The sequence below is a fragment of the Campylobacter concisus genome, from assembly GCF_050447485.1.
GTDB classification, from domain to species: Bacteria; Campylobacterota; Campylobacteria; order Campylobacterales; family Campylobacteraceae; genus Campylobacter_A; species Campylobacter_A concisus_BQ.
The window spans coordinates 491,231-513,738 of the sequence record NZ_JALMFY010000001.1; the positions used below are offsets into that span (position 1 = coordinate 491,231).

General features: G+C 40.1%; 25 protein-coding genes. 8 read left to right on the top strand and 17 right to left on the bottom strand.

Annotation, left to right across the window (positions count from 1 at the left end):
- Nucleotides 1-957: 957 nt before the first annotated feature.
- On the bottom strand, nucleotides 958-2,766 hold the full coding sequence (locus MTT29_RS02515) for a menaquinone biosynthesis decarboxylase (protein ID WP_429799666.1): 1,809 nt from the start codon (nucleotides 2,764-2,766) through the stop codon (nucleotides 958-960).
- A gap of 116 nt (nucleotides 2,767-2,882) precedes the next feature.
- Between MTT29_RS02515 and MTT29_RS02520 the strand changes: the two genes are divergently transcribed.
- Nucleotides 2,883-3,605, top strand: a complete 723-nt coding sequence (locus MTT29_RS02520; RefSeq protein ID WP_021085578.1) for a lecithin retinol acyltransferase family protein — start codon at nucleotides 2,883-2,885, stop codon at nucleotides 3,603-3,605.
- Nucleotides 3,606-3,785: 180 nt separating this feature from the next.
- Here MTT29_RS02520 and MTT29_RS02525 read toward each other — a convergent pair whose 3' ends face one another.
- The 10 genes from MTT29_RS02525 to MTT29_RS02570 are packed head-to-tail and all read right to left on the bottom strand — an operon-like array spanning nucleotide 3,786 to nucleotide 11,076.
- Nucleotides 3,786-4,151: an Imm10 family immunity protein gene (locus MTT29_RS02525; protein WP_021085510.1), complete on the bottom strand. Its 366-nt coding sequence runs from the start codon at nucleotides 4,149-4,151 to the stop codon at nucleotides 3,786-3,788.
- Between the two features lie 2 nt (nucleotides 4,152-4,153).
- Complete coding sequence (gene hemC / locus MTT29_RS02530) at nucleotides 4,154-5,083, bottom strand: hydroxymethylbilane synthase (protein ID WP_103636772.1); 930 nt, start codon at nucleotides 5,081-5,083, stop codon at nucleotides 4,154-4,156.
- Nucleotides 5,084-5,091: 8 nt separating this feature from the next.
- The gene (locus tag MTT29_RS02535; protein ID WP_103636771.1) at nucleotides 5,092-5,523 is read right to left on the bottom strand and encodes an FxsA family protein; all 432 of its coding nucleotides are present in this window, start codon (nucleotides 5,521-5,523) and stop codon (nucleotides 5,092-5,094) included.
- Nucleotides 5,520-7,220 carry a proline--tRNA ligase gene (locus MTT29_RS02540; protein WP_429799667.1) on the bottom strand — a complete coding sequence of 567 codons (1,701 nt, stop codon included), beginning with the start codon at nucleotides 7,218-7,220 and terminating at the stop codon, nucleotides 5,520-5,522. The genes MTT29_RS02535 and MTT29_RS02540 overlap by 4 nt, the downstream gene beginning before the upstream one ends.
- Nucleotides 7,210-8,493: a glutamyl-tRNA reductase gene (gene hemA, locus MTT29_RS02545; protein ID WP_429799668.1), complete on the bottom strand. Its 1,284-nt coding sequence runs from the start codon at nucleotides 8,491-8,493 to the stop codon at nucleotides 7,210-7,212. Before hemA ends, MTT29_RS02540 begins: the two co-directional genes overlap by 11 nt.
- Nucleotides 8,493-9,386, bottom strand: a complete 894-nt coding sequence (locus MTT29_RS02550; RefSeq protein ID WP_429799669.1) for a polyprenyl synthetase family protein — start codon at nucleotides 9,384-9,386, stop codon at nucleotides 8,493-8,495. The genes hemA and MTT29_RS02550 overlap by 1 nt, the downstream gene beginning before the upstream one ends.
- Nucleotides 9,387-9,396: 10 nt before the next feature.
- Nucleotides 9,397-9,828: a hypothetical protein gene (locus tag MTT29_RS02555; protein WP_149715483.1), complete on the bottom strand. Its 432-nt coding sequence runs from the start codon at nucleotides 9,826-9,828 to the stop codon at nucleotides 9,397-9,399.
- On the bottom strand, nucleotides 9,821-10,075 hold the full coding sequence (locus MTT29_RS02560; protein WP_429799670.1) for a DUF2018 family protein: 255 nt from the start codon (nucleotides 10,073-10,075) through the stop codon (nucleotides 9,821-9,823). The genes MTT29_RS02555 and MTT29_RS02560 overlap by 8 nt, the downstream gene beginning before the upstream one ends.
- Nucleotides 10,076-10,123: 48 nt before the next feature.
- On the bottom strand, nucleotides 10,124-10,747 hold the full coding sequence (locus MTT29_RS02565) for an HAD family hydrolase (protein WP_429799671.1): 624 nt from the start codon (nucleotides 10,745-10,747) through the stop codon (nucleotides 10,124-10,126).
- Nucleotides 10,744-11,076 carry a hypothetical protein gene (locus MTT29_RS02570; protein ID WP_009293722.1) on the bottom strand — a complete coding sequence of 111 codons (333 nt, stop codon included), beginning with the start codon at nucleotides 11,074-11,076 and terminating at the stop codon, nucleotides 10,744-10,746. Before MTT29_RS02570 ends, MTT29_RS02565 begins: the two co-directional genes overlap by 4 nt.
- A gap of 107 nt (nucleotides 11,077-11,183) precedes the next feature.
- On the opposite strand from MTT29_RS02570, the gene MTT29_RS02575 reads away from it, so the two are divergent.
- Entirely contained in the window at nucleotides 11,184-12,455 is a 1,272-nt protein-coding gene (locus MTT29_RS02575) for an O-acetylhomoserine aminocarboxypropyltransferase/cysteine synthase family protein (RefSeq protein WP_429799672.1), read from the top strand.
- 38 nt (nucleotides 12,456-12,493) lie between these two features.
- On the opposite strand, the gene MTT29_RS02580 is transcribed toward MTT29_RS02575, so the two are convergent.
- The 5 genes from MTT29_RS02580 to MTT29_RS02600 form a co-directional block, all read right to left on the bottom strand.
- On the bottom strand, nucleotides 12,494-12,673 hold the full coding sequence (locus MTT29_RS02580) for a hypothetical protein (protein ID WP_429799673.1): 180 nt from the start codon (nucleotides 12,671-12,673) through the stop codon (nucleotides 12,494-12,496).
- 394 nt (nucleotides 12,674-13,067) lie between these two features.
- Complete coding sequence (locus MTT29_RS02585; protein WP_429799674.1) at nucleotides 13,068-13,505, bottom strand: pyridoxal-5'-phosphate-dependent protein; 438 nt, start codon at nucleotides 13,503-13,505, stop codon at nucleotides 13,068-13,070.
- Nucleotides 13,506-13,534: 29 nt separating this feature from the next.
- Nucleotides 13,535-14,776, bottom strand: coding sequence for an ArsS family sensor histidine kinase (locus MTT29_RS02590; protein ID WP_021093082.1), 1,242 nt, complete (start codon nucleotides 14,774-14,776; stop codon nucleotides 13,535-13,537).
- Entirely contained in the window at nucleotides 14,776-15,453 is a 678-nt protein-coding gene (locus MTT29_RS02595) for a response regulator transcription factor (protein WP_002940190.1), read from the bottom strand. The genes MTT29_RS02590 and MTT29_RS02595 overlap by 1 nt, the downstream gene beginning before the upstream one ends.
- A 97-nt stretch (nucleotides 15,454-15,550) precedes the next feature.
- Complete coding sequence (locus tag MTT29_RS02600) at nucleotides 15,551-16,954, bottom strand: Do family serine endopeptidase (RefSeq protein WP_103608857.1); 1,404 nt, start codon at nucleotides 16,952-16,954, stop codon at nucleotides 15,551-15,553.
- Between the two features lie 155 nt (nucleotides 16,955-17,109).
- Here MTT29_RS02600 and MTT29_RS02605 point away from each other — a divergent pair, with 155 nt between their 5' ends.
- From MTT29_RS02605 to MTT29_RS02630, 6 genes are all read left to right on the top strand, one after another.
- A complete protein-coding gene (locus MTT29_RS02605) occupies nucleotides 17,110-18,006 on the top strand; it encodes a DnaJ family protein (RefSeq protein ID WP_009293707.1) in 897 nt (298 codons plus the stop codon).
- A 3-nt stretch (nucleotides 18,007-18,009) separates the two neighbouring features.
- Entirely contained in the window at nucleotides 18,010-18,384 is a 375-nt protein-coding gene (locus MTT29_RS02610; RefSeq protein ID WP_002940240.1) for a heat shock protein transcriptional repressor HspR, read from the top strand.
- A gap of 3 nt (nucleotides 18,385-18,387) precedes the next feature.
- Nucleotides 18,388-20,013, top strand: coding sequence for a cation:proton antiporter (locus MTT29_RS02615; protein WP_429799675.1), 1,626 nt, complete (start codon nucleotides 18,388-18,390; stop codon nucleotides 20,011-20,013).
- A gap of 80 nt (nucleotides 20,014-20,093) precedes the next feature.
- Nucleotides 20,094-20,348: a type II toxin-antitoxin system RelB/DinJ family antitoxin gene (locus MTT29_RS02620; protein WP_087583131.1), complete on the top strand. Its 255-nt coding sequence runs from the start codon at nucleotides 20,094-20,096 to the stop codon at nucleotides 20,346-20,348.
- A 2-nt stretch (nucleotides 20,349-20,350) separates the two neighbouring features.
- Nucleotides 20,351-20,614: a Txe/YoeB family addiction module toxin gene (locus MTT29_RS02625; RefSeq protein ID WP_429799676.1), complete on the top strand. Its 264-nt coding sequence runs from the start codon at nucleotides 20,351-20,353 to the stop codon at nucleotides 20,612-20,614.
- Between the two features lie 91 nt (nucleotides 20,615-20,705).
- Nucleotides 20,706-21,023, top strand: coding sequence for a hypothetical protein (locus MTT29_RS02630; protein ID WP_429799677.1), 318 nt, complete (start codon nucleotides 20,706-20,708; stop codon nucleotides 21,021-21,023).
- 238 nt (nucleotides 21,024-21,261) lie between these two features.
- Here the strand turns inward: MTT29_RS02630 and MTT29_RS02635 are convergent, their stop codons facing one another.
- Entirely contained in the window at nucleotides 21,262-22,461 is a 1,200-nt protein-coding gene (locus MTT29_RS02635) for an ABC transporter permease (protein WP_429799678.1), read from the bottom strand.
- Nucleotides 22,462-22,508: the final 47 nt, after the last annotated feature.

Genomic DNA, 22,508 nt, shown 5'->3' on the forward strand with positions numbered 1-22,508 from the left:
TCTAGCAAATTTATAAGCCAAATTTACTAGCATTATTTTAGGTTTTCTTATAAATTTGTTTTAAAGCAAAAGACCAGCAGGCAAGGTTTTATAGTTCAACACAAAACAGGTACACCGCCTGACTTAATAATTTGCTAGTTTTTTTTAAATTCCACAAGCTCACTATTTTAAATTTGATCCAATATGCTAACTTTAACTATTTAAATACTAAAAAAGTCGGCCGGCAATGCTTTATATCTACACCCAAATTTATCCAAAACAAACACAACACAGCTTTTAAAAACGCACCTGTAACCTGCTAACTTTATTAAATTTAAAAGTTTTCACACAGCTGGTTTTTTAAATTTAAAAATTTCTACACATATCGTAATAAATCAAATTTAAAATTTCTTAGCACACAACTCCAAATTTTACCTCTCATAAGGCAAAATCATATTATTTTACATAATTTTCTACATATTATTTTTAGTTTTTTTAAGAAAATTGAAGTGCTAAATTTAAAAATTTGCGTTTGCTAGTGTAAAATTTGGCGTAGTTTTTAAGCCAACCAAGCCAACCAAAATTAACTAGAAATTTTCATAAAAATAGTAAGAAATTTTATGTTGTAATATAAATTTTACCTTAAACTAAGCAATTTTTAAGTGTATAAACTAATCCATTTTAAATTTAAAAGCAATTTTATCAAGCCAAAACTACTGAATCAAATTTAAAGCCTAGGATTCAAAGGCTATCAATACGACTATAAGCGAGCTTGAGCGGTCACACTGGCTTTTACACGCCAGTTGAGCCATTTCCAGTGATGGAGGTCATGGCAATAACTAGCAAGCAAGCCCCCCCATCTTTTATACGACAGTACTTGGCAAGTAGGCATTTGGCATAAGTACATGGACTGAACTACGAAGCGCATTTTCTTGCCACTTTTGCGCACGAGCGTGTCAAAGTCACTAGGCTACAACACTACCCAAATATCTCAAATTTACTAAATAGCTCTGGCTCATCTTTTACTACGCCACGCCTCACAAGCTCAGCCACCACTTCGCGCTCACAGTCAGTTTGCATAGGCCAGCCACGAGTATAGCCCTCTAACTCGTCCTTGCTCGTAGCATCCACGCAGAAATTTTCGCCCTCGATATAAATATCACGCAAGGCATCTATATTGTTTGTCACACGCCAAAGCAGCATATATGGGTTTTCTAGGTAGTTTTGCATATCTAGGACAACCAAAAGCTTGAAAAATTCCTTAAATTCTAAAAGCTTACTAAATAGCTCTTTTACAGGGCGGTCTTTTTCAAATTTCACCACACAAATAGGCGTTTTACTCTGCTTTTTAAACTGCCTAAGCTCCTTAACATTTGGCGCAAGGCTTTGAAATTTAGCCAAAAGCTCATCATCACTTAAAACCGCAGGGCTAAATTTACAAAAGTTCTGCGTCGCATCGATGCCTAGCTTGCCGCCAAAGCACGAGTTTGGACTAGCGTGATCGAGCTGGTCGCACACGCCTTGGCTTATCAGCACACTCTCACTGCCAAATTTATCAAGCACAAAGTCCGCAAATTTGTCGTATTCTGCTAGCTCTGGTGCATCGCTACCCACAAAGATCGCATGCTTTACAAAGCTCATCTGTCCAACTCCCCAAAACGCGTGCATCGCCTGCTTTGCGTGGGCTGGATAAAGGGCGTTGATCTTGGCTAGGATAAGGTTGTGAAAGACTCCATTTTCAGGCATATTGTAGTCTAGTAGCTCTGGCACGGTCGTTCGCAAAAGTGGCAAGAAAATGCGCTCAGTCGCCCAGCCCATATACTTATCTTCAAGCGGCGGCTTGCCAACCACGGTCGCGTGAAATACGGGGTCTTGCTTGCTAGTTATCGCCGTGACCTCCATCACTGGAAACGGTTCAACTGGCGTATAAAAGCCAGTGTGATCGCCAAATGGCCCCTCAAGCTCGCTCTTAGCAGTATCGACAAAGCCCTCTATCACGTAGTCAGCGTCGTGCGGGACGTAAATTTCATTGGTTAGCGACTTTACAAGCTTGGCTGGCTCTTTGCGGATGAAGCCGTAAAGCAGCAGCTCAAAGACGCCCTTTGGCAGCGGCGCTTGGCCGCACCAGATGTAGAGTGGATCGCCGCCTATTGCCACAGAGACTGGCATCTTACGGCCAGCACGCTTATACTCGTGAAAGAAATTTGCGCCGTCTTTGTGAATCTGCCAGTGCATGCCAAGGCGATTTTTATCATAAATTTGCAGTCTATACATGCCTAAATTTTGCAGCGCACCATCTAGACTTTGCGTATAGACCTGCCCCATCGTGATAAAAGCACCTCCGTCATGCGGCCATGTTTTTAGCACAGGCAGGCTCAAAAGATCAGCCTGCTCGCCCATAAATTTGACCTGCTGGCACTCGCCCTCGCCCTTTAGCCTTTTGGTAAAAATCTTTCTCATGCTAAAAAGATAGGCCAAAAAGTCAAGCTTCTCTTTGAAATTTTCAGGTTTTTTGGGCTTTAAAAGCTTTTCTATCTCAGCCGCGATCTCATCAGGCTGCACGCCAAATATCAGCTCAAGCGCCCTTTTTGAGCCGTAGATATTTGTAAGCACTGGGGCAAATTTACGCCCAGTTTTTTTGCAGACTGGGTTTGTAAAAAGAAGTGCCTGTGGGCCATCGCGCTTGACCTCGATGTAGCTAGCGTGCGCGATCTCTAGGTCGATATCTACTGGCTCTTCGATCACTCTAAGTAGGCCATTATCTTTTAAAAGCTTGATGTAGTCCATATTTTTCCTTATAAATTTATACTTAGTTATCCAAATTTTAATAAAGTTAAATTTAGCAAATTTGGGCTAAATTTGTCGTTTTATTACGATTTTTAATAAATTTTATAGAGATAGATATGCAAAATTTACCAAAAATAGGCGATCACATCTTCGTAGACAGAAGTGTGCTTGGCGTAAAGCTTTATGAGCATCACGGCATCTACGTCGGAGATGATAAGGTCGTGCATTATAACGGCTTGGCGCGTGGGATCGTGCTTGAAAAAAGCTGTTTTGAGGAGATCTTAAGCAACGTCGTGCCGCTAGATAAACGCAACATCGCAAAGGTAGAGATGACTAGCCTCGAGGAGTTTGCTAGCGGCGATACTTGGCAGATAAAAGAGTATGCAAATGCGCCATTTAGCGGTCAGGAGGTGGCGCTTCGGGCTAAAGAGCGCATAGGCGAGCAAAAATACAACCTACTCATCAACAACTGCGAGCATTTTTGCAGCGAGTGCATATTTGGCGAGCATGTGAGCGAACAGGTGCAAAATGCGAAGCAAAATTCTGCCATTTTTAGCGAGATAGAGCCATATTTGGGGCAGATCATAGGTGAGCTTTTTAGTGCACAGACCAAAGATGAGATCAAAGAAACTCTCGTAAAATCATTTACCGCGCTTGCACAATTTACGAAAGATAGCGCGGAGAAAAAAGCTCGCGAGATGATAAAAGAAAACAGCGACAAGGCAAATTTGCAAATAGAGAAATTTATGGACAAAAATGCCAAAATGAACGCTATGTTTAAAAAGATCGGTGCGGACTTAAAAACAAAGATCGCAAAGGATTTTAATATAAAAATTTAGTCCGACTACGGTTTTGACGCTTGGTCAAATTTAAAAGGCGCTTTTAAATCGCGGCTTTATTTCTCGATATCTTATCCGCGTTTTGGCTTGCAGCATTTAGCACGCTAGGTAGCGTCACGTCTCCTGAAACGGCGGCAAATTTTAGAAAATTTCGTCTTTTTATCTCTAAATTTAAACAAATTATTTTGGTACGCTACACTCTAGCAGCTCGCCAAATATCTCTTTGCTATATCTCATAAAGTGCTCATTAAGCTTAACATCCTCGGTATCTACGCAAATGAGACTATCTTGTATCTCAAAAATGATAGTTTTTTCAGAGATCGCCACCCGCTTGCAGGCGTTATAACAAACATCGCCATTACACTCGGCATATAGGCCGTTTATCTCGGCGTTTTCGTCATCGTCCTTTTTTAGTTTGATCGGTCTTTGAAAGATTATGTAGTTTTTGTAGTCATATTTGTCGTCTGCAAGACCGATCATATAGTAGTTGTCTTTGCTATTTTTGGTGGCGCTTATGGCTTTTGCTTTAAAATTTATCTCAAACACGCTTACGCCATCTCTTCAGCGCGCTTTAAAAGCTCTTTCGCCCCTTTTTCTATAAATTCATGAGCTAGCTCTTTGCCGATGCTTTGAAATTTATCTTTGCTACTCTTTAAGCTATCTTTTATAAACTCGCTTCCATCAGGCAGGCCAACGATCGCATCGATAGAAATTTCATCGCCTTTTAGCCTTGCGCTTATGCCTATTGGCACTTGGCAGCCACCCTCCAAAACGCTTACAAAGTCACGCTCTATGGTCGTTTCTATGACTGCATTTTCATCATTTAAAAAAGAGATCTCATCTAAAATTTGCTTCTCATCTCTAGCCTCGACACCAAGAGCGCCCTGACCCATCGCAGGTATCATCTCGTCAAAGCCAAATGTGTAGATATGCGCCACTTCAGCCTTGATATTTAGGCGGTTTATGCCAGCCATCGCCAAAATGATCGCGTCAAATTCGCCCTCTTTTAGCTTTCTAAGTCTAGTTTGCACGTTTCCTCGAAGTGAGATGATCTCAAGATCAGGCCTCATGATAAGTAGCTGCATCTTACGGCGCAGGCTCGTTGTGCCAACTTTCGCGCCGTGCGGTAGGTCGCTAAATTTAGCAAATTTCTCACTTATCATCGCATCTCTTGTATCCTCACGTGAGCAAATGGCAGCTAGTTTAAGCCCTTCTGGAAAGACTACTGGCACGTCTTTTAGGCTATGCACGGCGATATCAGTCTCACCTTTTAGCATGCTATCTTCAAGCTCTTTTGTGAAAAGCCCCTTGCCTCCGATCTTTGCAAGTGGCGTGTCAAGTATCACGTCGCCTTTTGTCTTCATGCCCTCAAGCACGACCTTCACACCCTTGTGCTGCGCCTCGATCCTAGCCTTGATATGCTCGCTTTGCCAAAGTGCTAAGATGCTCTTTCTAGTTGCTATTTTTATCTCTTTCATCACCTCTCCTAATTTACTCTTTTTGGTTCTTCGATGACCTCAACGTCGATGATCTCGCCATCATCTTTTTTGGTACTTTGCTCGCTAAAATTTTGAAATTTAAACTCCTGATAACTCTCATTTTTCGCTGCATTTTTCTTAAATACTAAAGAAAAAATGACAACGGCGATACCAAAAATATCCGTTAAAATTCCTGGTAAAAAGAGCAGCGCTCCGCCAAAACTAAGCCCTAGCTGACTAAATAAATTTCCACCAAGAAAGCTCTTAAACGCCACTTGAGGCGAATTTAAACTAGAAAATCCAGCATTAAAAAGAAGTGCGATGCCAACAAATCCAGAAACCAGCACCTCAAGAAAGTAGTTCAAAAAGCCAAATTTATCTACAAAAAGATAGATAAATACCGCTTCTATCAAAAAAAACAAAAATGCAAAAAATCTCATAAGCTTTCTTTTATCTTTCTAAAGGCCTCGTCTGCGCCGATCGCCTCTTTGCTTAGCCCATCTCTTGTGATAAACTCAACCTTGCCATTTGCAAATTCTTTACCCACTAGCAGCGCATAAGGAAAGCCTATAAGCTCAAAGTCATTCATCTTAACGCCAAATCTCTCGTTTCTATCGTCGATGATGACGCTAACGCCAGCTTTTTTAAGGCTCTCATAAAGCTCAAATGCAAATTTCACACCTGCTTCATCTTTTAAATTTGAGATGATGATCTCCACATCAAACGGCGCACACTCTTTTTTCCAGATGCAGCCCTTCTCATCGTGGCTAGCCTCTATCATCACAGCGATAAGCCTGCTAATACCAATGCCGTAGCAGCCCATCAAAAATGGCTTTGCCTTGCCGTTTTCATCAAGATATGTCGCGTTCATCGCAGCTGAATATTTATCGCCTAGCTGAAAGATATGACCGACTTCTATACCTTTGCTAAGTTTTAAATTTCCGCCACAAACTGGGCATTTATCGCCCTCTTTTACCTTTACAAGGTCTTTAAATCTCTCCTCGTTAAATCCGCTAACACTAACGCCAACAAAGTGATAGTCCGTCTCGTTAGCGCCGCATATCATGTTATTTGCGCCCCTTAGCTCGTTATCTATAAAAAATTTCACATCTTTTAGCCCAACTGGCCCGCAAAATCCAGCAGATAATCCAGCTTTAGCCACGTCAGCCTCGCTAGCATCTACTAGCTCAAGCGCCTTGCAAGCATTTTGCGCCTTTGTCTCTTGAAGCTCGTCATCGCCCCTTACAAAAAAGACCACGACCTCTTCTTTATCCTCATAAATCGCCTTTTTGATAACAGCTTTTATGCAGTAAAACTCGCTAACCTTGAAAAACTCCGCCACATCTTTTATAGTTTTTGCATTTGGCGTTAGAAATTTAGCCGCGTCTGCCTCTGGTGCCTCAGCCTCGCTAACTCTTGGTTTGCGTCTTGCAGCCTCAACGTTTGCAGCGTATCTGCAAGCCTCACAGCAAAGTATGTCGTCCTCTCCGTTACTTGCAAGCACCATAAACTCTTTACTGCCACTTCCTCCTATGGCTCCGCTATCAGCCTCAACAGCTCTAAAATTTAGCCCCAAGCGAGTAAAAATCTTGCTATAAGTTGCCTCCATAAGGTCAAACTCACGTTTTAGATCCTCTTTGCTAGAGTGAAAGCTATAACCATCTTTCATCGTAAATTCGCGCCCTCTTAGCAGGCCAAAGCGTGGTCTTGCCTCGTCACGAAATTTAGTGTTTATCTGGTATAAATTTAGTGGTAGCTGCTTGTAGCTAGTCACCTTGCCACGCACCAAAGCAACGGCTGCCTCTTCGTTTGTCGGGCTTAGCACAAAGTCATTTTCTTTTCTATCTTTAAAGCGCAAAAGCTCCTTGCCAAAGACGTTGTAGCGGCCACTTTGCTTCCATAGCTCGCCTGAAGTGACTACGCTAAAGCTCACCTCTAGCGCTCCAGCCTCGTTCATCTCCTCTTTCACCACGCGTGAAATTTTATCGTGCATGATCTTTCCAAGCGGCAGATAGTTATAAAGCCCAGAGCCGATCTGCTCGACAAAGCCGCCTCTTATCAAAAACTGATGACTTGGTAAAGATGCATCTTTTGGCGCTTCTTTGGTCGTTGGGGCGTAAAATTTACTAAATTTCATCTATATCTCCTGCTTGAAAATTTTGTTCATCTTTTATGTCAAATAAAAATTTAACTCCGTTTGAAAGCTCGCTCGCTCTCTCCTCGTCTGCAAGCCCTTTTAGCTTCATCGTTGGCTGGTGCAAAAAGGCTTTAAAGACTTGATGAATGAGCTTTTGCGCCTCATCATAATCGCTATGTTTTAAATAGCCCTTTTTCATCGCCTTTTCTAGCTCATTTTTAGCGCAAATTTCAGCCTGCTTGCGGATTGATTTTATAAGAGGCACGCTCATATCTTCTTTTAAAGTCTTTAAAAACTCGCTCGTGTCTTGACCGACGATCGAGTAGGCCTTTTGCGCCTGCTCCTCTCTTAGGGCTAAATTTTTACGCACGATCTCCTCTAGACTATCGACCGTATAGACGCTGATAAGCTCTGTGTTTAAAAGATCGATATCTCTTGGCACGGCGATATCAAAAAAGTATCTGTGAAATTCTCTTGGCTCGATGATCTCGCCTGTGATGATAGCGTGCGGGGCCGCAGTGCTTGAAAAGATGAGATCGTAGTTATTTACGTATTCTTTTAATTTCAAAATGCTATCCCAGCTCGCGTTATCTCCTAGGCTATCAACTAGCTGCTCGACGCGCTCGGAGCTTCTGTTTATGATGATGACCTCTGCGCCGCTTGATATGAGGTGCTTTGCTGCTAGCTCGCCCATCTCTCCAGCGCCCACGACGATAGCCGTTTTACCCTCAAGCGTGCCAAAAATTTCTTTTGCTTTTGCCACGGCGACGCTTGAAACTGAGATCGGGTTTTTAGAAATTTGAGTTTCATTTCTAACCTTGGCAGCGCACTTACATGCGTAGTGTATGATCTTGCTGATATCTTCGCCACATGAGTTGTTGTCATAAGCAAATTTAAAGGCATTTTTTAGCTGGCCAACGATCTGCGTTTCGCCAACGACTAGGCTATCAAGCGAGCTTGCCACGGCAAATAGGTGGTGGGCTGCACCGCTGTTTTCATAGATGTCAGCTCTCTCATAAAGCTCATCTTCAAAAACGCCTGAAAATATCGACATACACCTGATTATGTGAGCAGTAGCGGTCTTTACATCCTCCACGCTTGCTATGATCTCGACGCGGTTGCAGGTGTTTAGCACCATGCTCTCTTTTATGTTTTTGTTTGAGTTTATCAGTTTTAAAATTTGCTCTTTTTTCTCGTCACTATCAAATGCAAGCTTTTCTCTGACTGAAATATCAGTATTTTTATATGTAAAACTTATGTCTAAATAGTGCATCAAAATTCCCTATCTATCATGCTTTTTATGATCCCTTCAAGCTCGGCGTTTTTATACTCTTTTATCGCTTCTATCGCTTCATTTCCAAGCCTTTTAGCTTCATTTATAGCCTTGCTAAGTGAGCTAGTTTTATCGAAATTTTCTTTTAGCCATGAAATTTCGTCCGCGTTTAGCTTCTTTGCCCAAAGTGATCTAAGCTTTACCCTGCCAGCCTCGTCTAGGCTCTTATAAAGATATATGTAAGGAAGCGTTGTTTTACCCTCGACAAAGTCGTTAAGCGCTGGTTTGCCAAGCGTTTTTTCATCTTGAGTTATGTCTAAGATATCATCAACGATCTGAAATGCAAGACCTAAATTTTTGCCATAAATTCCAAATTTCTCACTATCTTTGCCAGCTAGCTTTGCCCCACAAATAGCCGTAGCTTCTATCAAAACAGCTGTTTTATAATAAATCATCTTTAGATATTCTTGCTCGTTTTCATTAAAATTTTCAGCCATTTTCACATCCATCATCTCGCCGATGCTTAGTTTGCTGACCGCATCTGAGATGACAGCTGCGATGCTTGGATCAAATTTTGTAAGCTCAAAATAAGCCTTTGAGTAGAGGATGTCGCCTAGCATGACTGAGTTTTTACTGCCAAAAAGCGCGTTTATACTTGGCTTGCCGCGTCTTATATTTGCCTCGTCTATGACGTCGTCGTGCAATAAGCTTGCGAGGTGGATGAGCTCGATGATAGCGCAAAGCTTAAGTGAAATTTCACTTTCTCCTGCGATCTTTAAAAGAAGTTTTGAGCGCAGCTTCTTGCCTGAGCTTATCTTTAAAAACATCTCAAACGCCTCTTTGTAGCCAAGCTCGTTTATAAATTTGCTCATTATTTCATCGATTTTATCCATTTTTATCCTTCTATTTATCCTCGTGCGGATCTCTAAAACCCACATCCACACGCTTGCTCTCATCTAGCAGCGCCACCCTAAAATGCGCCTTTTTGTCCCTAAAATCAATAAATGATATATAAAGGCTCACGCTCTCGTTTGGCGGCATCATAAAATCAGGCAAAACTCGCTGCATGTAGGTGTTTTGTCCTTGTCTTAGCGAAAAGACCATCTGCCTTGGATAGCGCCTAAAAAAGCTTTGCACGGTGATATTTGTGCTATCAAACAGCGTCCAACGAAAGTCAAAAGTCTCAACTCTTTGAGTTTTTTTCTCGGTTATAAAGACCCTCGCCCACTCATCTTTTTTAAGTTCAAATGTATGCACCGAATTTGGGTCAAAATTTGGCTCTTTTGCAAAAAGAAGAGCGGCTAGCAAGGCTATGAGCGCAAAAATTCTACTCATTTTGGCTTAAAATTTCTCCGCTAAGCTCGATATATAGGTCATTTACTCCGTTATAAACTTTATCTTGCTCTGAGACTATAAAATTTCTGATCTCGTCTTCGCTAATGCCATGCTTCTCGCAAAGTTCACTCATAGCTACAAATTTCTCAAAGATTTTATCTATCTCGTTTTTAACCAAAACGGCATTTGCGTTAAACAAAATGTCATAAAATTTATCTCTCGCACTGCCCTCAAATATATCTATCATCGCTGTTTCTTTGAAAATTTCTTAAGATTATAGCCAATTAAAACTAAGTTAGAAATTTAATATTATCTCCCACGCCTCGCTGACATTTTTAGCATTATAAGTCGCTGTTTTACTCTCCTCGCCAAATCCCCAGCAAACTTGCACATAAGGCATATTTGCGTTTTTGGCTGCAAGCTCGTCTTTTAGGCTATCTCCGACAAAGATCGCCTTGCTGGCTCCAGTTTTTTTAACAGCTAGGTGAAGCATCGCAGGATCAGGCTTTTGCGGTATCTCCTTGCTAGCGCCGATGACCTCGTCAAATAGCTCATAAATTTCATTTTTCTTTAAAATTTTCTCTAGCGTATCATGCGGAGCGTTGCTTGCCAAAACGACCTTATAGTGAGCATCTCTACACTTTTGCAAAAGCTCTTTTACGCCATCATAGGTAGTCGCGCACTCATCATAAAATTTCTTAAATTTCTCTTCAAAGCCCTCTTTTAAGCTCTTGCTTGGCGTATCGATGCCGTAAAACTCAAGTGCCAAATTTCTACCTGGCTCGTTGATCGCTTTTATGATAAATTCTTTTTCAAGTGGCGGCAAATTTAGCTCATCTCTCACTTCATTTACTGTCTTATATATCGCCTCGCCGCTATCGATCACCGTGCCGTCCATATCAAAAATAACTACTTTCAATCCTCATCCTTAAATTTATTTTTATGCTTTTCTTTTTTATATGTCTTTTGATTTTTTAGCTTATCAAGGAGATTTGCCGCCTTTAAAAGCTCATCTTTTGGGGCATTTTTGATAAGCAAATTTATAAAATTTTCTAGCGCCTTTGAGTATGGTTGATCAAGATAAACAGCCTCGACTTTTTCGATGACTTTCGCGTTTTTCTCCACTCTTTGACGAAATTCAGTCTCGTCAAAGTCATCTCTTTTTAGCCCGTTTATCGCTGATTTTGCAAATTTCTCTAGCGCACGAAGATATTTTACACGCTTAAATTTGTCCGTGACTTGGTTCAAATTTTTCCTTTTTTTTGGCAAATTATATCAAAATTTGATTTTATCCCCTAAATTTTGGCTTTGCTAATGTATAATTTACGCCAAAATTACTTAAACAAGGAGCAAAAATGAAGCAAGAAACCGCTGCGATCCACGTAGGCTACGACACTCAAGGGGGCTTTGGCACGATGGCTGTGCCTATTTTTCAAAGCACGGCTTACGACTTTGGAAGTGCCGAGACAGCCGCTGCTAGATTTGATCTAAAAGATAACGGCCACATCTACACAAGACTTGGCAATCCAACGACAGATATCTTTGAAAAAAGGGTCGCCGCACTTGAATGCGGAGCTGCTGCGATAGCGACTGCAAGCGGTCAGTCAGCTTTGTTTTACAGCATCATAAATTTAGCCCAAGCTGGCGATAATATCATCATCGCTAAGAAAATTTATGGCGGCACGACGGTGCTTTTTACGCACACGCTAAAGAGATTTGGCATAGAAGCTAGAGTCTTTGACAGTGACACGGCTGATGATCTGGAGGGCTTGATAGACGATAAAACTAGGGCTATATTTTTTGAAACGCTTTCTAATCCGCAAATTTCTATCCCAAATATCGAAAAAATCGTAGAAATCGCAAACAAATATGGCATCATCAGCATCACCGATAACACCGTGCCAACGCCTATCATCTTTCAGCCACTTCGCCATGGCGTCGATGTTTGCGTGCATAGCGCTAGCAAATATATAAGCGGTCAAGGCCTTAGCCTAGCAGGTGTCGTTGTAAGTGCAAATCACCTAAATGAAAAGCTAAAAGGCAACAAGAGATATGAGCATTTTAACACGCCAGATGCGAGCTATCACGACATCGTCTATGCTGATATGACGGACAACTTCGACATCTACACGCTAAGAATGAGACTTGCTATCGTGCGTGACATCGGCGCTGTGATCTCTCCGTTTAACTCTTGGCAGCTTATACAAGGGCTTGAAACGCTTGCTGTTAGGGTTGAAAGACACTCGCAAAACGCGCTAAAAGTGGCTAAATTTCTAAAATCACACAAATATATAAAAAGCGTGGCATACCCAGGGCTAGCTGACAACGTTGGTCATGCAAAGGCGCAAAGATACTTTAAAGACGGCATGGCAAATGGACTATTTTGCTTTGAAACTGATAGCTTTGAACGCGCAAAAAAGATGCTAGAGCGCGTAAAACTCTTTAAGATCGTGGTAAATATCGGCGATACAAAGTCTCTCATCACGCATCCAGCCTCGACTACGCACCAGCAGCTAAGCAGCGAAGAGCTCATCAAAGCTGGCATCACAAAAGAGCTGATAAGAGTTAGCATAGGTCTTGAAAACGCCGAGGATCTGATAGCCGATCTGGCTCAAGCCTTAGAATAAACAAATTTCTAGCTCATTTTGGGCTAGAAATTTAAAATTTACTCAAGCTTGCCATGTATCCTCTCGCACTCTTTTACTTGCCTTATAAATTTTATAACGATGTAGATGACAAGTAGCGGCACGCTTATATACCAAAATGCAAAAAAGGCGAGTATAAAAAACATAAATAAAAATGTTGCAAAATATACTAAGACCGCAAGGATGATAACATCAAGCATTTTGCCTCCCATTTTGCTAGTGTTTTGGTGATTTTATAAAAAGCAAAATAAAATGAGACTGAACGGATTTGTTTTCGGCTCTAAAATTTGAGCTAAGCGATGAGCGAAGCCAAATTTTAGTAGTCAATTCTTAGGGGTGAGTGGAATTTTAAAATTTGCAAAGACAGCTTGATTAAATTTGTAAATTCTTTTTATTCAAAAGGGAGACAAGGGGACTCGAGTTACGAGGCCGTCCCCTTATCCCCCTTTTTAAATACCCTAAACCCCTCGCACGTTCAAAGTGGCATGCAATCGTGCTGGCGCACTGCATGTGGCTTAAAAACTCTAGTAAATTTTAATAAATGTTTAAAAGAAATGGTGCAAATTTATAGCAAAATCTCTTATTAAATTTATCTCAAACGATATCTTCAAAAACTTCAAATTTATCTTGATTTACAAGCATCTCAAGCAAGACGCCGTAGTTGTCTTTTATCTCATCTTGAAGTTTTATAGCAAGCTCTTTTGCGTCTTTTCCATCTTTTGGATAGGTAACTACTAGATCGATCGGCTCAGCGTTTAAAAACTCTTGTATGCCAGTTAGTAGCTCGCTAGCGCCTCTCTCGTTTGTGCCGTGAAGTACGACCACGTAGTGTTCGTTTTCTCTTATGACAACGTCTGTTTGTCTTAGGATTTTTTCAAAAATTTCGCCGTACTCTTTACTATTTGGCAAAGAAAAATATATCAAAGATAAATTTTTTGCATAGTCCTTTACGTTTTTGTATCGCTTTATAAAAGCTATCTCAAGATCAACTATTGATAAAATATCAACTGCCGAGAAGATTTTTGCCGCCATTTTTACACTCCTTTTTTGCGGTTTTGATTTTACGCCGCTATTATATCTTGTAAATTTTCAAAAATAAAGACATTCATTCCGTTTTTGTATTCATAGCCAAATTTTAGTCCATGAGCCTCAAGGATGTTGCTAACTATATATAAACCTAGACCAAAGCTCTTTTGCGCATCCTCACCTTTTATAAATGGCTGGATGTAAAAGTCAAGGTCGTTTTTTAGCTTCTCGCCTTGGGTTATAAATTTCATATGATCCTTGCTAACCATGATATTTACGTGCTTATCGGTTGAGTACTTTATGCCATTATCTATCATGTTTTTTATAGCGACTGAAAATAGCTTAAAATCAACCATCACCCTAACCTCATCAAGCTCGCTGATGCCAACGTGCTCTTTTTCGATCATCGCTATATCTATCGCCTCATCGATAAGGTCTCTCATAAGGCAAGGCGTTTTGTTTGTAAGGCCTATCTTTGAAGTGATCTGCTCGATCGCCGCAAGCTCGTTTATCAAATTTTCAAGCTTGTGAAAGACAGAGATTAGTCTCTCTTGATTTTTACTTTTTTCTATCATTTGAGCGGCGATCAGCCCCTTTGTGATAGGCGTTTTTAGCTCGTGCATGATATTTCTTAAGAAAAGATGTCTTGAGTCATTTAGTGCTTTGATCTGACAAACAGCCTCATAAAATGCCTCTGAAACTTCAGAAATTTCATCCTTGCCGTTGCCGACATTTTGCACGCCGTCAAGCTCGCCATTTGCAAATTTAACGATCTGGCGTTTTAGCTTTCTAAGCGGCTTTATCTTATAGATGACAAATATATAAGCAGCCAGCAAAATGACCGCAACTACGGCAAACACGGCCTTTATCACCTCATATCTGTAAGGCTGAAATTCTTTATCCATCAAAAGCTTTAGCTCGTCTAAATGCTCGATCTTTAGGTAGTGATGTTTATCATAAAGCAAGATAGCACTTGATCCTAGATCACTTGAAATTTCTTCTAAAACGGCTGCATTTTTTAAAATTTCTTCTTTTTCATTTTTGGCGGTGATCTCTGGCATGTCGATGTTTGAGAGCTGACGGTCATACTGGGCTTTGTTTATGATGCCACCCATGTAGAGCAAATTTGTCCTAGCAACGTTTGAGTATTTGTTATTTAGCTCTCTTGTGTAGTTTTGCTTGTCAAAGCCCATAAGCCACAAAAAGGCTAGAAATATCGAAACGAGCGCAAGTCCAAAGATAAACGTTATCGTGATAAATATAGAAGATCTTGGCATCAAAGAACCAACTTATAGCCGATGCCGCGGATCGCGTGGATGTATTTTGGCTCTTTTGGATTTTCATTTAGTTTTTGGCGAATTCTGCCGATGATGACGTCGATACTTTTGTTTGAACTATCTTCATTTATGCTCTCGCAGTTGTAGATGAGCTCCTCTCTAGTGACCGCCCCACCCTCTTTTTGAAGCAGATATTTTAAGATGTCATACTCCGCTGCGGTTAAATTTAAGACGCTGCCTTTAAATAAAATTTCTCTCTCAAATTCTTTTAAAACCAAGTCTTTGTTTAAATTTCTTGCCTCATTAGCTGGAGCTATGCTCTGCCTTCTTAGATGGCTTTTTATGCGAGCAAGAAGCTCTTGTGGGTCATAAGGCTTTGGTAGATAGTCATCCGCGCCGTTATCTAGGGCATTTACTTTGTCTGTTATATCGTGCCTTGCGCTTGAGATGATTATAGGGATATTGTGCTTTTTTCTTATCTCTTTGCACACCTCTAGTCCGTCCATGCCAGGGAGTGTAAGATCAAGGATAACTAGGTCAAATTCACTTGTATTTAAAGTAGATAGTCCGATATATGGCTCCTCAGCCGTCGTTACTTTTATGTCGTAGTTTTCTAGGTATTCAGTTAAAATTTCAGCAAGCTCCATATCATCTTCTATCATTAAAATTCTAGTCATGATCTTTCCTGATGTAAATTTATTTTTAAGGATTATAGCAGATAAAGGTTTTAAAAATTTAAAAGAGTTAAGAGCTGAAATTTCAGCTCTTAAGTGGTTATTTTATAACAAGGCCTTGCATGATGCCACCGCGGTTTATCCACACTAGCGTCTTTTTGCCTTTTGCATTTTTAACTGTGCTTGCAAATGTTTGAAGATCTTTTATGCTCTCTTCGCCAACTTGAACGATCACATCGCCTCTTTCAAAGCCAAAGTCTTCAGCTTTTGAGCCAGATTTTACGTCAGTTACAAGCACGCCTTGAGTGTCTGGGCTGATCTTATACTTAAATCTTATCTCATCGCTTAGATTACTAACGCTAAGACCTTCGATGATGACGCTTTTTGTCGCATCTTTTGCGTTGTGATCCATATTTACAAGCTTGATTTTTGTATTCATCACTTTATTTGATCGCTCGTAAGTTATATCAACGCTGCTATTTGGAGTTAGTGAGCCGATGAAATTTTTAAGATCATTTGCGTTTTTGATAGCTTTGCCGTTTGCTGAAATGACCAAGTCGCCTCTTTTTAGCCCTGCTTCATCTGCTGGCATGCCCTGCTCTACGCCGCTTATTAGCGCACCCTCTTTATTTGTGTAAAGCTCTTTTTGCTCATCAGTTAAATTTGCGATCGTAACGCCGATAAATCCGCGCTCGATCTTGCCGTCAGTTATCAGCTTTTTAGCGATATCTTTTACCATATTTGATGGTATGGCAAAGCCTATGCCGTTGTTACCGCCACTTTTTGAAAGTATGGCTGAGTTTATACCAACTAAATAGCCCCTGCTATCAACCAAAGCGCCACCTGAGTTGCCAGGGTTTATAGAGGCGTCTGTTTGGATGAAATTTTCATATTGATTAAGCCCGATATCATCTTTATTTAGCCCTGAAACGATACCTTGAGTGATACTTTCGCCCACACCAAATGGATTGCCTATGGCAAAGACAACATCCGCGTCAAGTAGCTTTGATGAATCAGCAAATGTTATCGCATTTAGCCCATTTGCCTCTATCTTTATGACGGCTAGATCGGTCTTTGGATCGCTGCCTATTAGCTTTGCTTTATACTCCTTGCCGCCCTTCGCCAAGGTCACAACGATCTGGTCGCTATCTTCGATGACGTGGTTATTTGTAACGATGTAGCCGTCATTTGAGATGATGACGCCAGAGCCAAGAGAGGTTGTCTTTTCTTTCTCTTTTGGTTTTGCAAAGTTAAATCCAAAAAATTCATTAAAAAACGGATCATTAAACATCTGCTCGATACCCGCGTTGCTTACTGTTTTTGTAGTCGAGATATTTACGACTGAAAGTTTTGCCTGAGCGATAGAGTCGTAGTATGAGAGCACGCTATTTTTATCGCTTAACGGCGAAACTCTAGTTACATCTTGGTTTGCTTCGTTAAATTTAATATCAGCTCCCATTAGCAAAGAAGCCGCTGCTAATGAAATTAGCATAAATTTTTTCATTTTTTTCCTTTAAATTGAAAATGTCTTGAAATTATAAATAGAGCTTAAAAATAAAATCTTAACGCTTTTTTCTCCTTTGTAAATAAAAATAAACTTGACTTGCATAGACTAAAGTTTTGTGATATAATCCGTGTCAAAAAACATAAGGAGAATATATGAGCGAAAGCTTATATGAAACTTTAGGAGTTTCAAAAGGCGCATCAAGCGACGAGATAAAAAAAGCTTATAGAAAACTTGCTAGAAAGTACCACCCAGACATCAACAAAGACCCTGGAGCAGAGGATAAATTTAAAGAGATAAACGCTGCTTATGAAATTTTAAGTGACGAGAAAAAACGTGCCCAGTATGATCAATATGGCGACAATATGTTTGGCGGTCAAAATTTCCACGACTTTGCCAGAGGCTCGGCCGATATGGGCGATCTAAACGATATCTTGAAAAATATCTTCTCAGGTGGATTTGGCGGAGGCGGCGCTAAATTTAGCGGTGGCTTTGGAGGAGGTTTTGAAGGATTTGAAGGCTTTGGTGGAGGCGGATTTGGCTTTGGAGGAGCTGATCTAGATGTAAATGCTAAAATTTCTATACCATTTGACGTGGCTGTAACTGGCGGCGAACACAAGATAAATTTTAATGGCGAAAGCATCAAGATAAAGATCCCAAGCGGCATAGAAGGCGGCGAAAAACTTCGCATAAAAGGCAAAGGCAAGAGTGCTGGCGGTCAAACTGGCGATCTTATACTTGCCATTAGCGTTGAGCCAAGCGACGAATATGAAAGAGTCGGCGACGATCTTTATAAAGACGTAGAAATTCCACTAAAAACTATGCTCTTTGGCGGCAAGATAAATGTGCATACATATAAAAAAGATGTAACCATTAAAATCGCTGAGAACTCAAAAACAGGCACGAAGATCCGTCTAAAAGGATACGGCGTGCAAAATAGAAAGAGCGGAATTTATGGCGATCTTTACTTAAAGGCCAGGGTAAAACTTCCAAATATCAGTGAGCTTGACGAGGGCTTAGTAAAAGAGTTAAAAGAAAAATTACCGGAGTAAAAAATGCAAAATTATGAAGAACCACTTTTTTTAATAAGCGTTGTAGCAAAGGTTTTAAGCATACATCCACAAACTTTAAGACAATACGAAAGAGAGGGACTAGTTGAACCCTCAAGAACAGATGGCAAGATGAGGCTCTACTCACAAAAAGACGTTGATCGCGTCAAAACGATACTAAATTTGACCCGCGAACTTGGCGTAAATTTAGCAGGTGTCGATGTGATACTTCAGCTAAAAGAGAAAATTGACGATTTAGAAGCAACTATTGATGATTTAAATAAAAAATTACACGAAGCTACCAGTCAAACTAGCACCAAAAGATCGCTTGTAAAGAGAAAAAGTAGCTTCGATCTTGTATTTTACGAAGGCAAAAAATAATTTATGGAACAAATTTTAGAAGGCTTCTTGCTTGTCGCTGCGATCTCAGTCGCGTTAAATGTCATTTTTAAGAAATTTCAGATACCAACTATCATCGGCTACATCGTAACCGGCACGCTTATATCTGAGTTTTTCAACCTCAAAAGCAACGATGAAATTTCTCATATAGCTGAATTTGGTATCGCATTTTTGATGTTTACGATCGGACTTGAGTTTAGCTTTAAACACCTGATGAGCATGAAAAAAGAGGTCTTTCTAAATGGCGGTCTGCAAGTTTGTTTAAGTGGCTTTGTGATGGGCGTGATGCTTTATTACGCGCTTCATCTAAAGGACGAGACAGCGCTTATCGCTGGTCTTGCCTTTGCTCTATCTTCAACTGCGATCGTGCTAAAAACGCTAAATGACAATGGCGATGTAAGTAAAATTTATGGTAGAAAGGCGCTTGGAATTTTACTATTTCAAGATATCGCCGTCATCCCTATTTTGCTTATGATAGATATGTTTAGCTCGCAAGATGCCTCGATAAATGAGCTTTTACTAAAGACATTTACAAGCGCGGGTATCCTTATCGTTGTGCTATTTTTGCTCGGCAAATACGTCATCAACTGGATATTTTACAAAGTCGTTCAGACAAACTCTCAAGAGGTCTTTATAGCTACGATCCTCTTTTTAGTAGTTGGCGCCAGCACGCTAGCTCACTTCTTTGGCTTCTCATACTCTCTTGGTGCATTTTTAGCTGGCATGATGATGGCAGAGACGCAGTATAAGCACCAGATCGAGGTCGATCTCATACCTTTTAGAGATCTGCTTCTTGGACTATTTTTCATAACCGTTGGCATGCAGATAAATTTTGTAGTCGTGCTCTCAAATATCTGGCTAGTTCTAGGTCTAGTCTTTAGCATAATGGTCGTAAAAGCTATCGTCGTTTTTGCCGTTTTAAATATCTACTTAAAACGCAGGGTCGCTGCTAAAACCGCACTTAGCGTCTGTCAGATCGGCGAATTTGCACTGGCTGTCTTTGGGCTGATGACTACTAGAAATCTTCTTGATGTCCAAACAGCTCAAATTTTCATCGCAGCCTCTGTTATATCGATGTTTGCAACACCTTTTATACTTAAAAAGCTTGACGTCATAGCTGATCTCGTCGAGCGCGAAATAGTGATCGAGTCAAATGACACCCTAAAGCCACAAAAACTAAAAAATCACATCGTGGTCTTTGGCTATGATAGGCTTGGTCAAGAGGTGGTTTTGAGACTAAAAGAGACAAAGCTTTTATACATCGTACTTGATAATGATATCAGCCTAGTTGAGCTTGGCAGAAGCCGCGGGGAAAATGTATTTTTAGGAAACGTGCTGCAAAGCGACACTCTTGAAAATGCCTGCCTAAACGACGCAGCAGCCGTTATCATAACAGTTAGCAACGAGCAAAGAGTTGAGCTCATCGCTCAAAAGATAAAAGACTACGGCGCAAATATCCAAACGATCATCAAGGCAAACGGCGAGGGCAACAAAGAGATCTTTGGCGAACTAGGCGCAAATTTCCACCTAATAAGCGAAGAGCGCGTCATGGCAAAAACCCTTGTTCACGAAGCACTTCAATGCAAGATCGACCACGACGTAAGAGCGTAGTAAATTTATATAAAAAACTATACATCGTAATTATTTATAAATACAATGTATGATATTATAATTGCAAAAAAGGATAAACAATGGCACAAATTTGCTTAAGAGTAGAAGATAATATTAAAAAATCAGCCGAGGCGATCTGCAAAGAGATGGGGCTTTCTATGTCATCAGCTGTTAATATTTTTCTTACAAAGCTAGTTTCTGAAAGGGCTATCCCTTTTGAAGTTTCAGCTCCAGATCCATTTTATAAAGACGAAAACATAGCCTATCTTGAGAAAAAGATGAAAGACTTTAAAGAAGGAAAACTAAATTTTAAAGAGCAGGAACTACTAAGCTAACAATGAGCAGAGATATAAAATGGGATTTTGACGCTTGGAAGGACTATCTATCTTGGCAAAACCATGATAAAAACACCTTAAAAAGGATAAATGAACTCATAAAGGATACGACTAGAGATCCTTTTGATGGCATAGGCAAGCCTGAAGCGCTAAAAGGAAATTTATCTGGTTTTTATAGCAGAAGGATAAACAGCGAACACCGCTTGGTTTACGCAGTAGATGAAACTACGATCTACATAATAGCCTGCAAAGGACATTATAATTAATATTTTTGCTCCTAATATCTCTTCATAAGTATTTTTAAAATACAACTTTATTATAATCACATTGTTTTATAAAATTTAAAAAGGATATATTATGAAAAAATCAATTTTAGTTGCAGCACTTTCTGCTTTATTGATTGGAGTTTTATCTGGATGCGGTGGCGAGGATAAAAAAGTTGAGGAACCTAAAACTGGCAAGTATTACAAAGAGCATATTGATGAAGCTATAAATACATTTTTGGATTGTATAAAAAATAATCAATACAGAGATGAGGGGGCAAATAATTATAAAGCTAAAAATTGTCTAACTGCAACGTCAACGCTTGATTTAATGAAAATATATAAGCCGTTAGAGGATACTTTAACCATAAATGGAAAAGATATAAAGATTGATGAGCTATTAAAAAAATAAAAATACTCACAAAAATTATGTGGACAAAACGTAAATGACACTCAAAGAGCTTTCACAAATAACTGGCATTCCATACGATACCTTGTTGCGTTGGAATACAACTAAAAAAGATAACTATCGGCGAGCCCTTGTAAGGCTCTTAAAAGAAGCCGATAGATCTATATTTTAAAACTATAAAATGCATATTAGATGTTAAATTTCTAATACACATTTCTAAAAACTAAATTTGACTTTACGATTACTCATTTCTCAAAGTTTGAAGGACATTTATCTGGGTTGCTTTTTTGGCTGGGTAAAATGACGAGATAGCGACGATAAAGACAGCTCCAACGATGATAAGCGCAAGATCGATGGTTGAGAGTTCAAGTGGTAGTTTGCTTGAGCCATAGACATCAGCTGGCAGGTCTATGATGTTGAAATTTCCAAGTAAAAATAGCCCCAAAAAGCCAAGCACTAAGCCAAATATAATGCCACCTCCGCCTATAACTAGCCCTTGATAAAAAAAGCTTCTTTTTATCTCGCTTTTACTAGCACCAAGCGCTAAAAGTAAGGCGATCTCCTGCCTGCGGTTCATCACGGTCATTAGTAGTGAGCTTATGATATTTAGCGACGCCACAAGGATAATGAGCATCAAAACAATAAAAAGTGCCCTTTTTTCAAGTGCTAGCGCTGAGAAAAAGTTGCCATTTTGCTCCCACCAGCCAATAGCAACTGTGCCAGCTGGAAGCCCCTCGCGCACCCTTTTTATATCATCAAATGGCTTACTTGAAAAGATGTGAATTCCATCATAAACGCCTTTTGGGTAGTCTAAAATTTTCCTTAATGCATCAACCGAAGTATATGAAAATGCCTTGTCATAGGCGATTAAACCAGACGTAAATGAGCCGCCGATATCAAAGCGCTTCATCTTTGGCGTTAGCGAAAAGCCAGCAGGATCAGCCTTTGTAAAGATAAGCGTTAGTTTTTCATCGTTTCTTAGCCTAAACTCACTCGTTATGCCACTTCCCACAAGTATCTCAAAGCCCTCTAGCTCTTTTTCTTTCAAAGCTTCATTTACAACTGAATTTATCTGCTTTTCATCTTTAAAATTTACGCCATAAATTAGCCCACCTTCAAGCGCATTTGCCGAGCGGTAAATGACCTGCGTGCTGATATATGGACTAAATTTAAGATCACTAAATTTAGCCTTTAGCTCATCTACAAAGCCATCATCGATCGATCCTTTAAAAGCGCTTTGAACAGTTATTGGATAGTTCATCGTAAAAAGTTTGCGCTCAAATTCTTTGTCAAATCCGTTCATAATAGCCATCGCAACTATTAAAACCATAAGACCGATGCTAACACCAAGAAAGGCAAGCAAGGCGCTTAGAGCGATAAATGGCTGAGTTTTATCAAATCTTAAATATTTAAAAAGTAGATACTTTGGTAAGCTTGTCATCAAATAGCCTTTAAAAGATTAAGGCGCTTTGGCGCCTTAAAAGTAGA

Coding starts and splice junctions, on each gene's coding strand:
- MTT29_RS02515 (WP_429799666.1), bottom strand. CDS start 2,766: ATGGACTACATCAAGCTTTTAAAAGATAATGGCCTACTTAGAGTGATC.
- MTT29_RS02520 (WP_021085578.1), top strand. CDS start 2,883: ATGCAAAATTTACCAAAAATAGGCGATCACATCTTCGTAGACAGAAGT.
- hemC (WP_103636772.1), bottom strand. CDS start 5,083: ATGAAAGAGATAAAAATAGCAACTAGAAAGAGCATCTTAGCACTTTGG.
- MTT29_RS02535 (WP_103636771.1), bottom strand. CDS start 5,523: ATGAGATTTTTTGCATTTTTGTTTTTTTTGATAGAAGCGGTATTTATC.
- MTT29_RS02540 (WP_429799667.1), bottom strand. CDS start 7,220: ATGAAATTTAGTAAATTTTACGCCCCAACGACCAAAGAAGCGCCAAAA.
- hemA (WP_429799668.1), bottom strand. CDS start 8,493: ATGCACTATTTAGACATAAGTTTTACATATAAAAATACTGATATTTCA.
- MTT29_RS02550 (WP_429799669.1), bottom strand. CDS start 9,386: ATGGATAAAATCGATGAAATAATGAGCAAATTTATAAACGAGCTTGGC.
- MTT29_RS02555 (WP_149715483.1), bottom strand. CDS start 9,828: ATGAGTAGAATTTTTGCGCTCATAGCCTTGCTAGCCGCTCTTCTTTTT.
- MTT29_RS02560 (WP_429799670.1), bottom strand. CDS start 10,075: ATGATAGATATATTTGAGGGCAGTGCGAGAGATAAATTTTATGACATT.
- MTT29_RS02575 (WP_429799672.1), top strand. CDS start 11,184: ATGAAGCAAGAAACCGCTGCGATCCACGTAGGCTACGACACTCAAGGG.
- MTT29_RS02580 (WP_429799673.1), bottom strand. CDS start 12,673: ATGCTTGATGTTATCATCCTTGCGGTCTTAGTATATTTTGCAACATTT.
- MTT29_RS02585 (WP_429799674.1), bottom strand. CDS start 13,505: ATGGCGGCAAAAATCTTCTCGGCAGTTGATATTTTATCAATAGTTGAT.
- MTT29_RS02590 (WP_021093082.1), bottom strand. CDS start 14,776: ATGCCAAGATCTTCTATATTTATCACGATAACGTTTATCTTTGGACTT.
- MTT29_RS02595 (WP_002940190.1), bottom strand. CDS start 15,453: ATGACTAGAATTTTAATGATAGAAGATGATATGGAGCTTGCTGAAATT.
- MTT29_RS02600 (WP_103608857.1), bottom strand. CDS start 16,954: ATGAAAAAATTTATGCTAATTTCATTAGCAGCGGCTTCTTTGCTAATG.
- MTT29_RS02605 (WP_009293707.1), top strand. CDS start 17,110: ATGAGCGAAAGCTTATATGAAACTTTAGGAGTTTCAAAAGGCGCATCA.
- MTT29_RS02610 (WP_002940240.1), top strand. CDS start 18,010: ATGCAAAATTATGAAGAACCACTTTTTTTAATAAGCGTTGTAGCAAAG.
- MTT29_RS02615 (WP_429799675.1), top strand. CDS start 18,388: ATGGAACAAATTTTAGAAGGCTTCTTGCTTGTCGCTGCGATCTCAGTC.
- MTT29_RS02620 (WP_087583131.1), top strand. CDS start 20,094: ATGGCACAAATTTGCTTAAGAGTAGAAGATAATATTAAAAAATCAGCC.
- MTT29_RS02625 (WP_429799676.1), top strand. CDS start 20,351: ATGAGCAGAGATATAAAATGGGATTTTGACGCTTGGAAGGACTATCTA.
- MTT29_RS02630 (WP_429799677.1), top strand. CDS start 20,706: ATGAAAAAATCAATTTTAGTTGCAGCACTTTCTGCTTTATTGATTGGA.
- MTT29_RS02635 (WP_429799678.1), bottom strand. CDS start 22,461: ATGACAAGCTTACCAAAGTATCTACTTTTTAAATATTTAAGATTTGAT.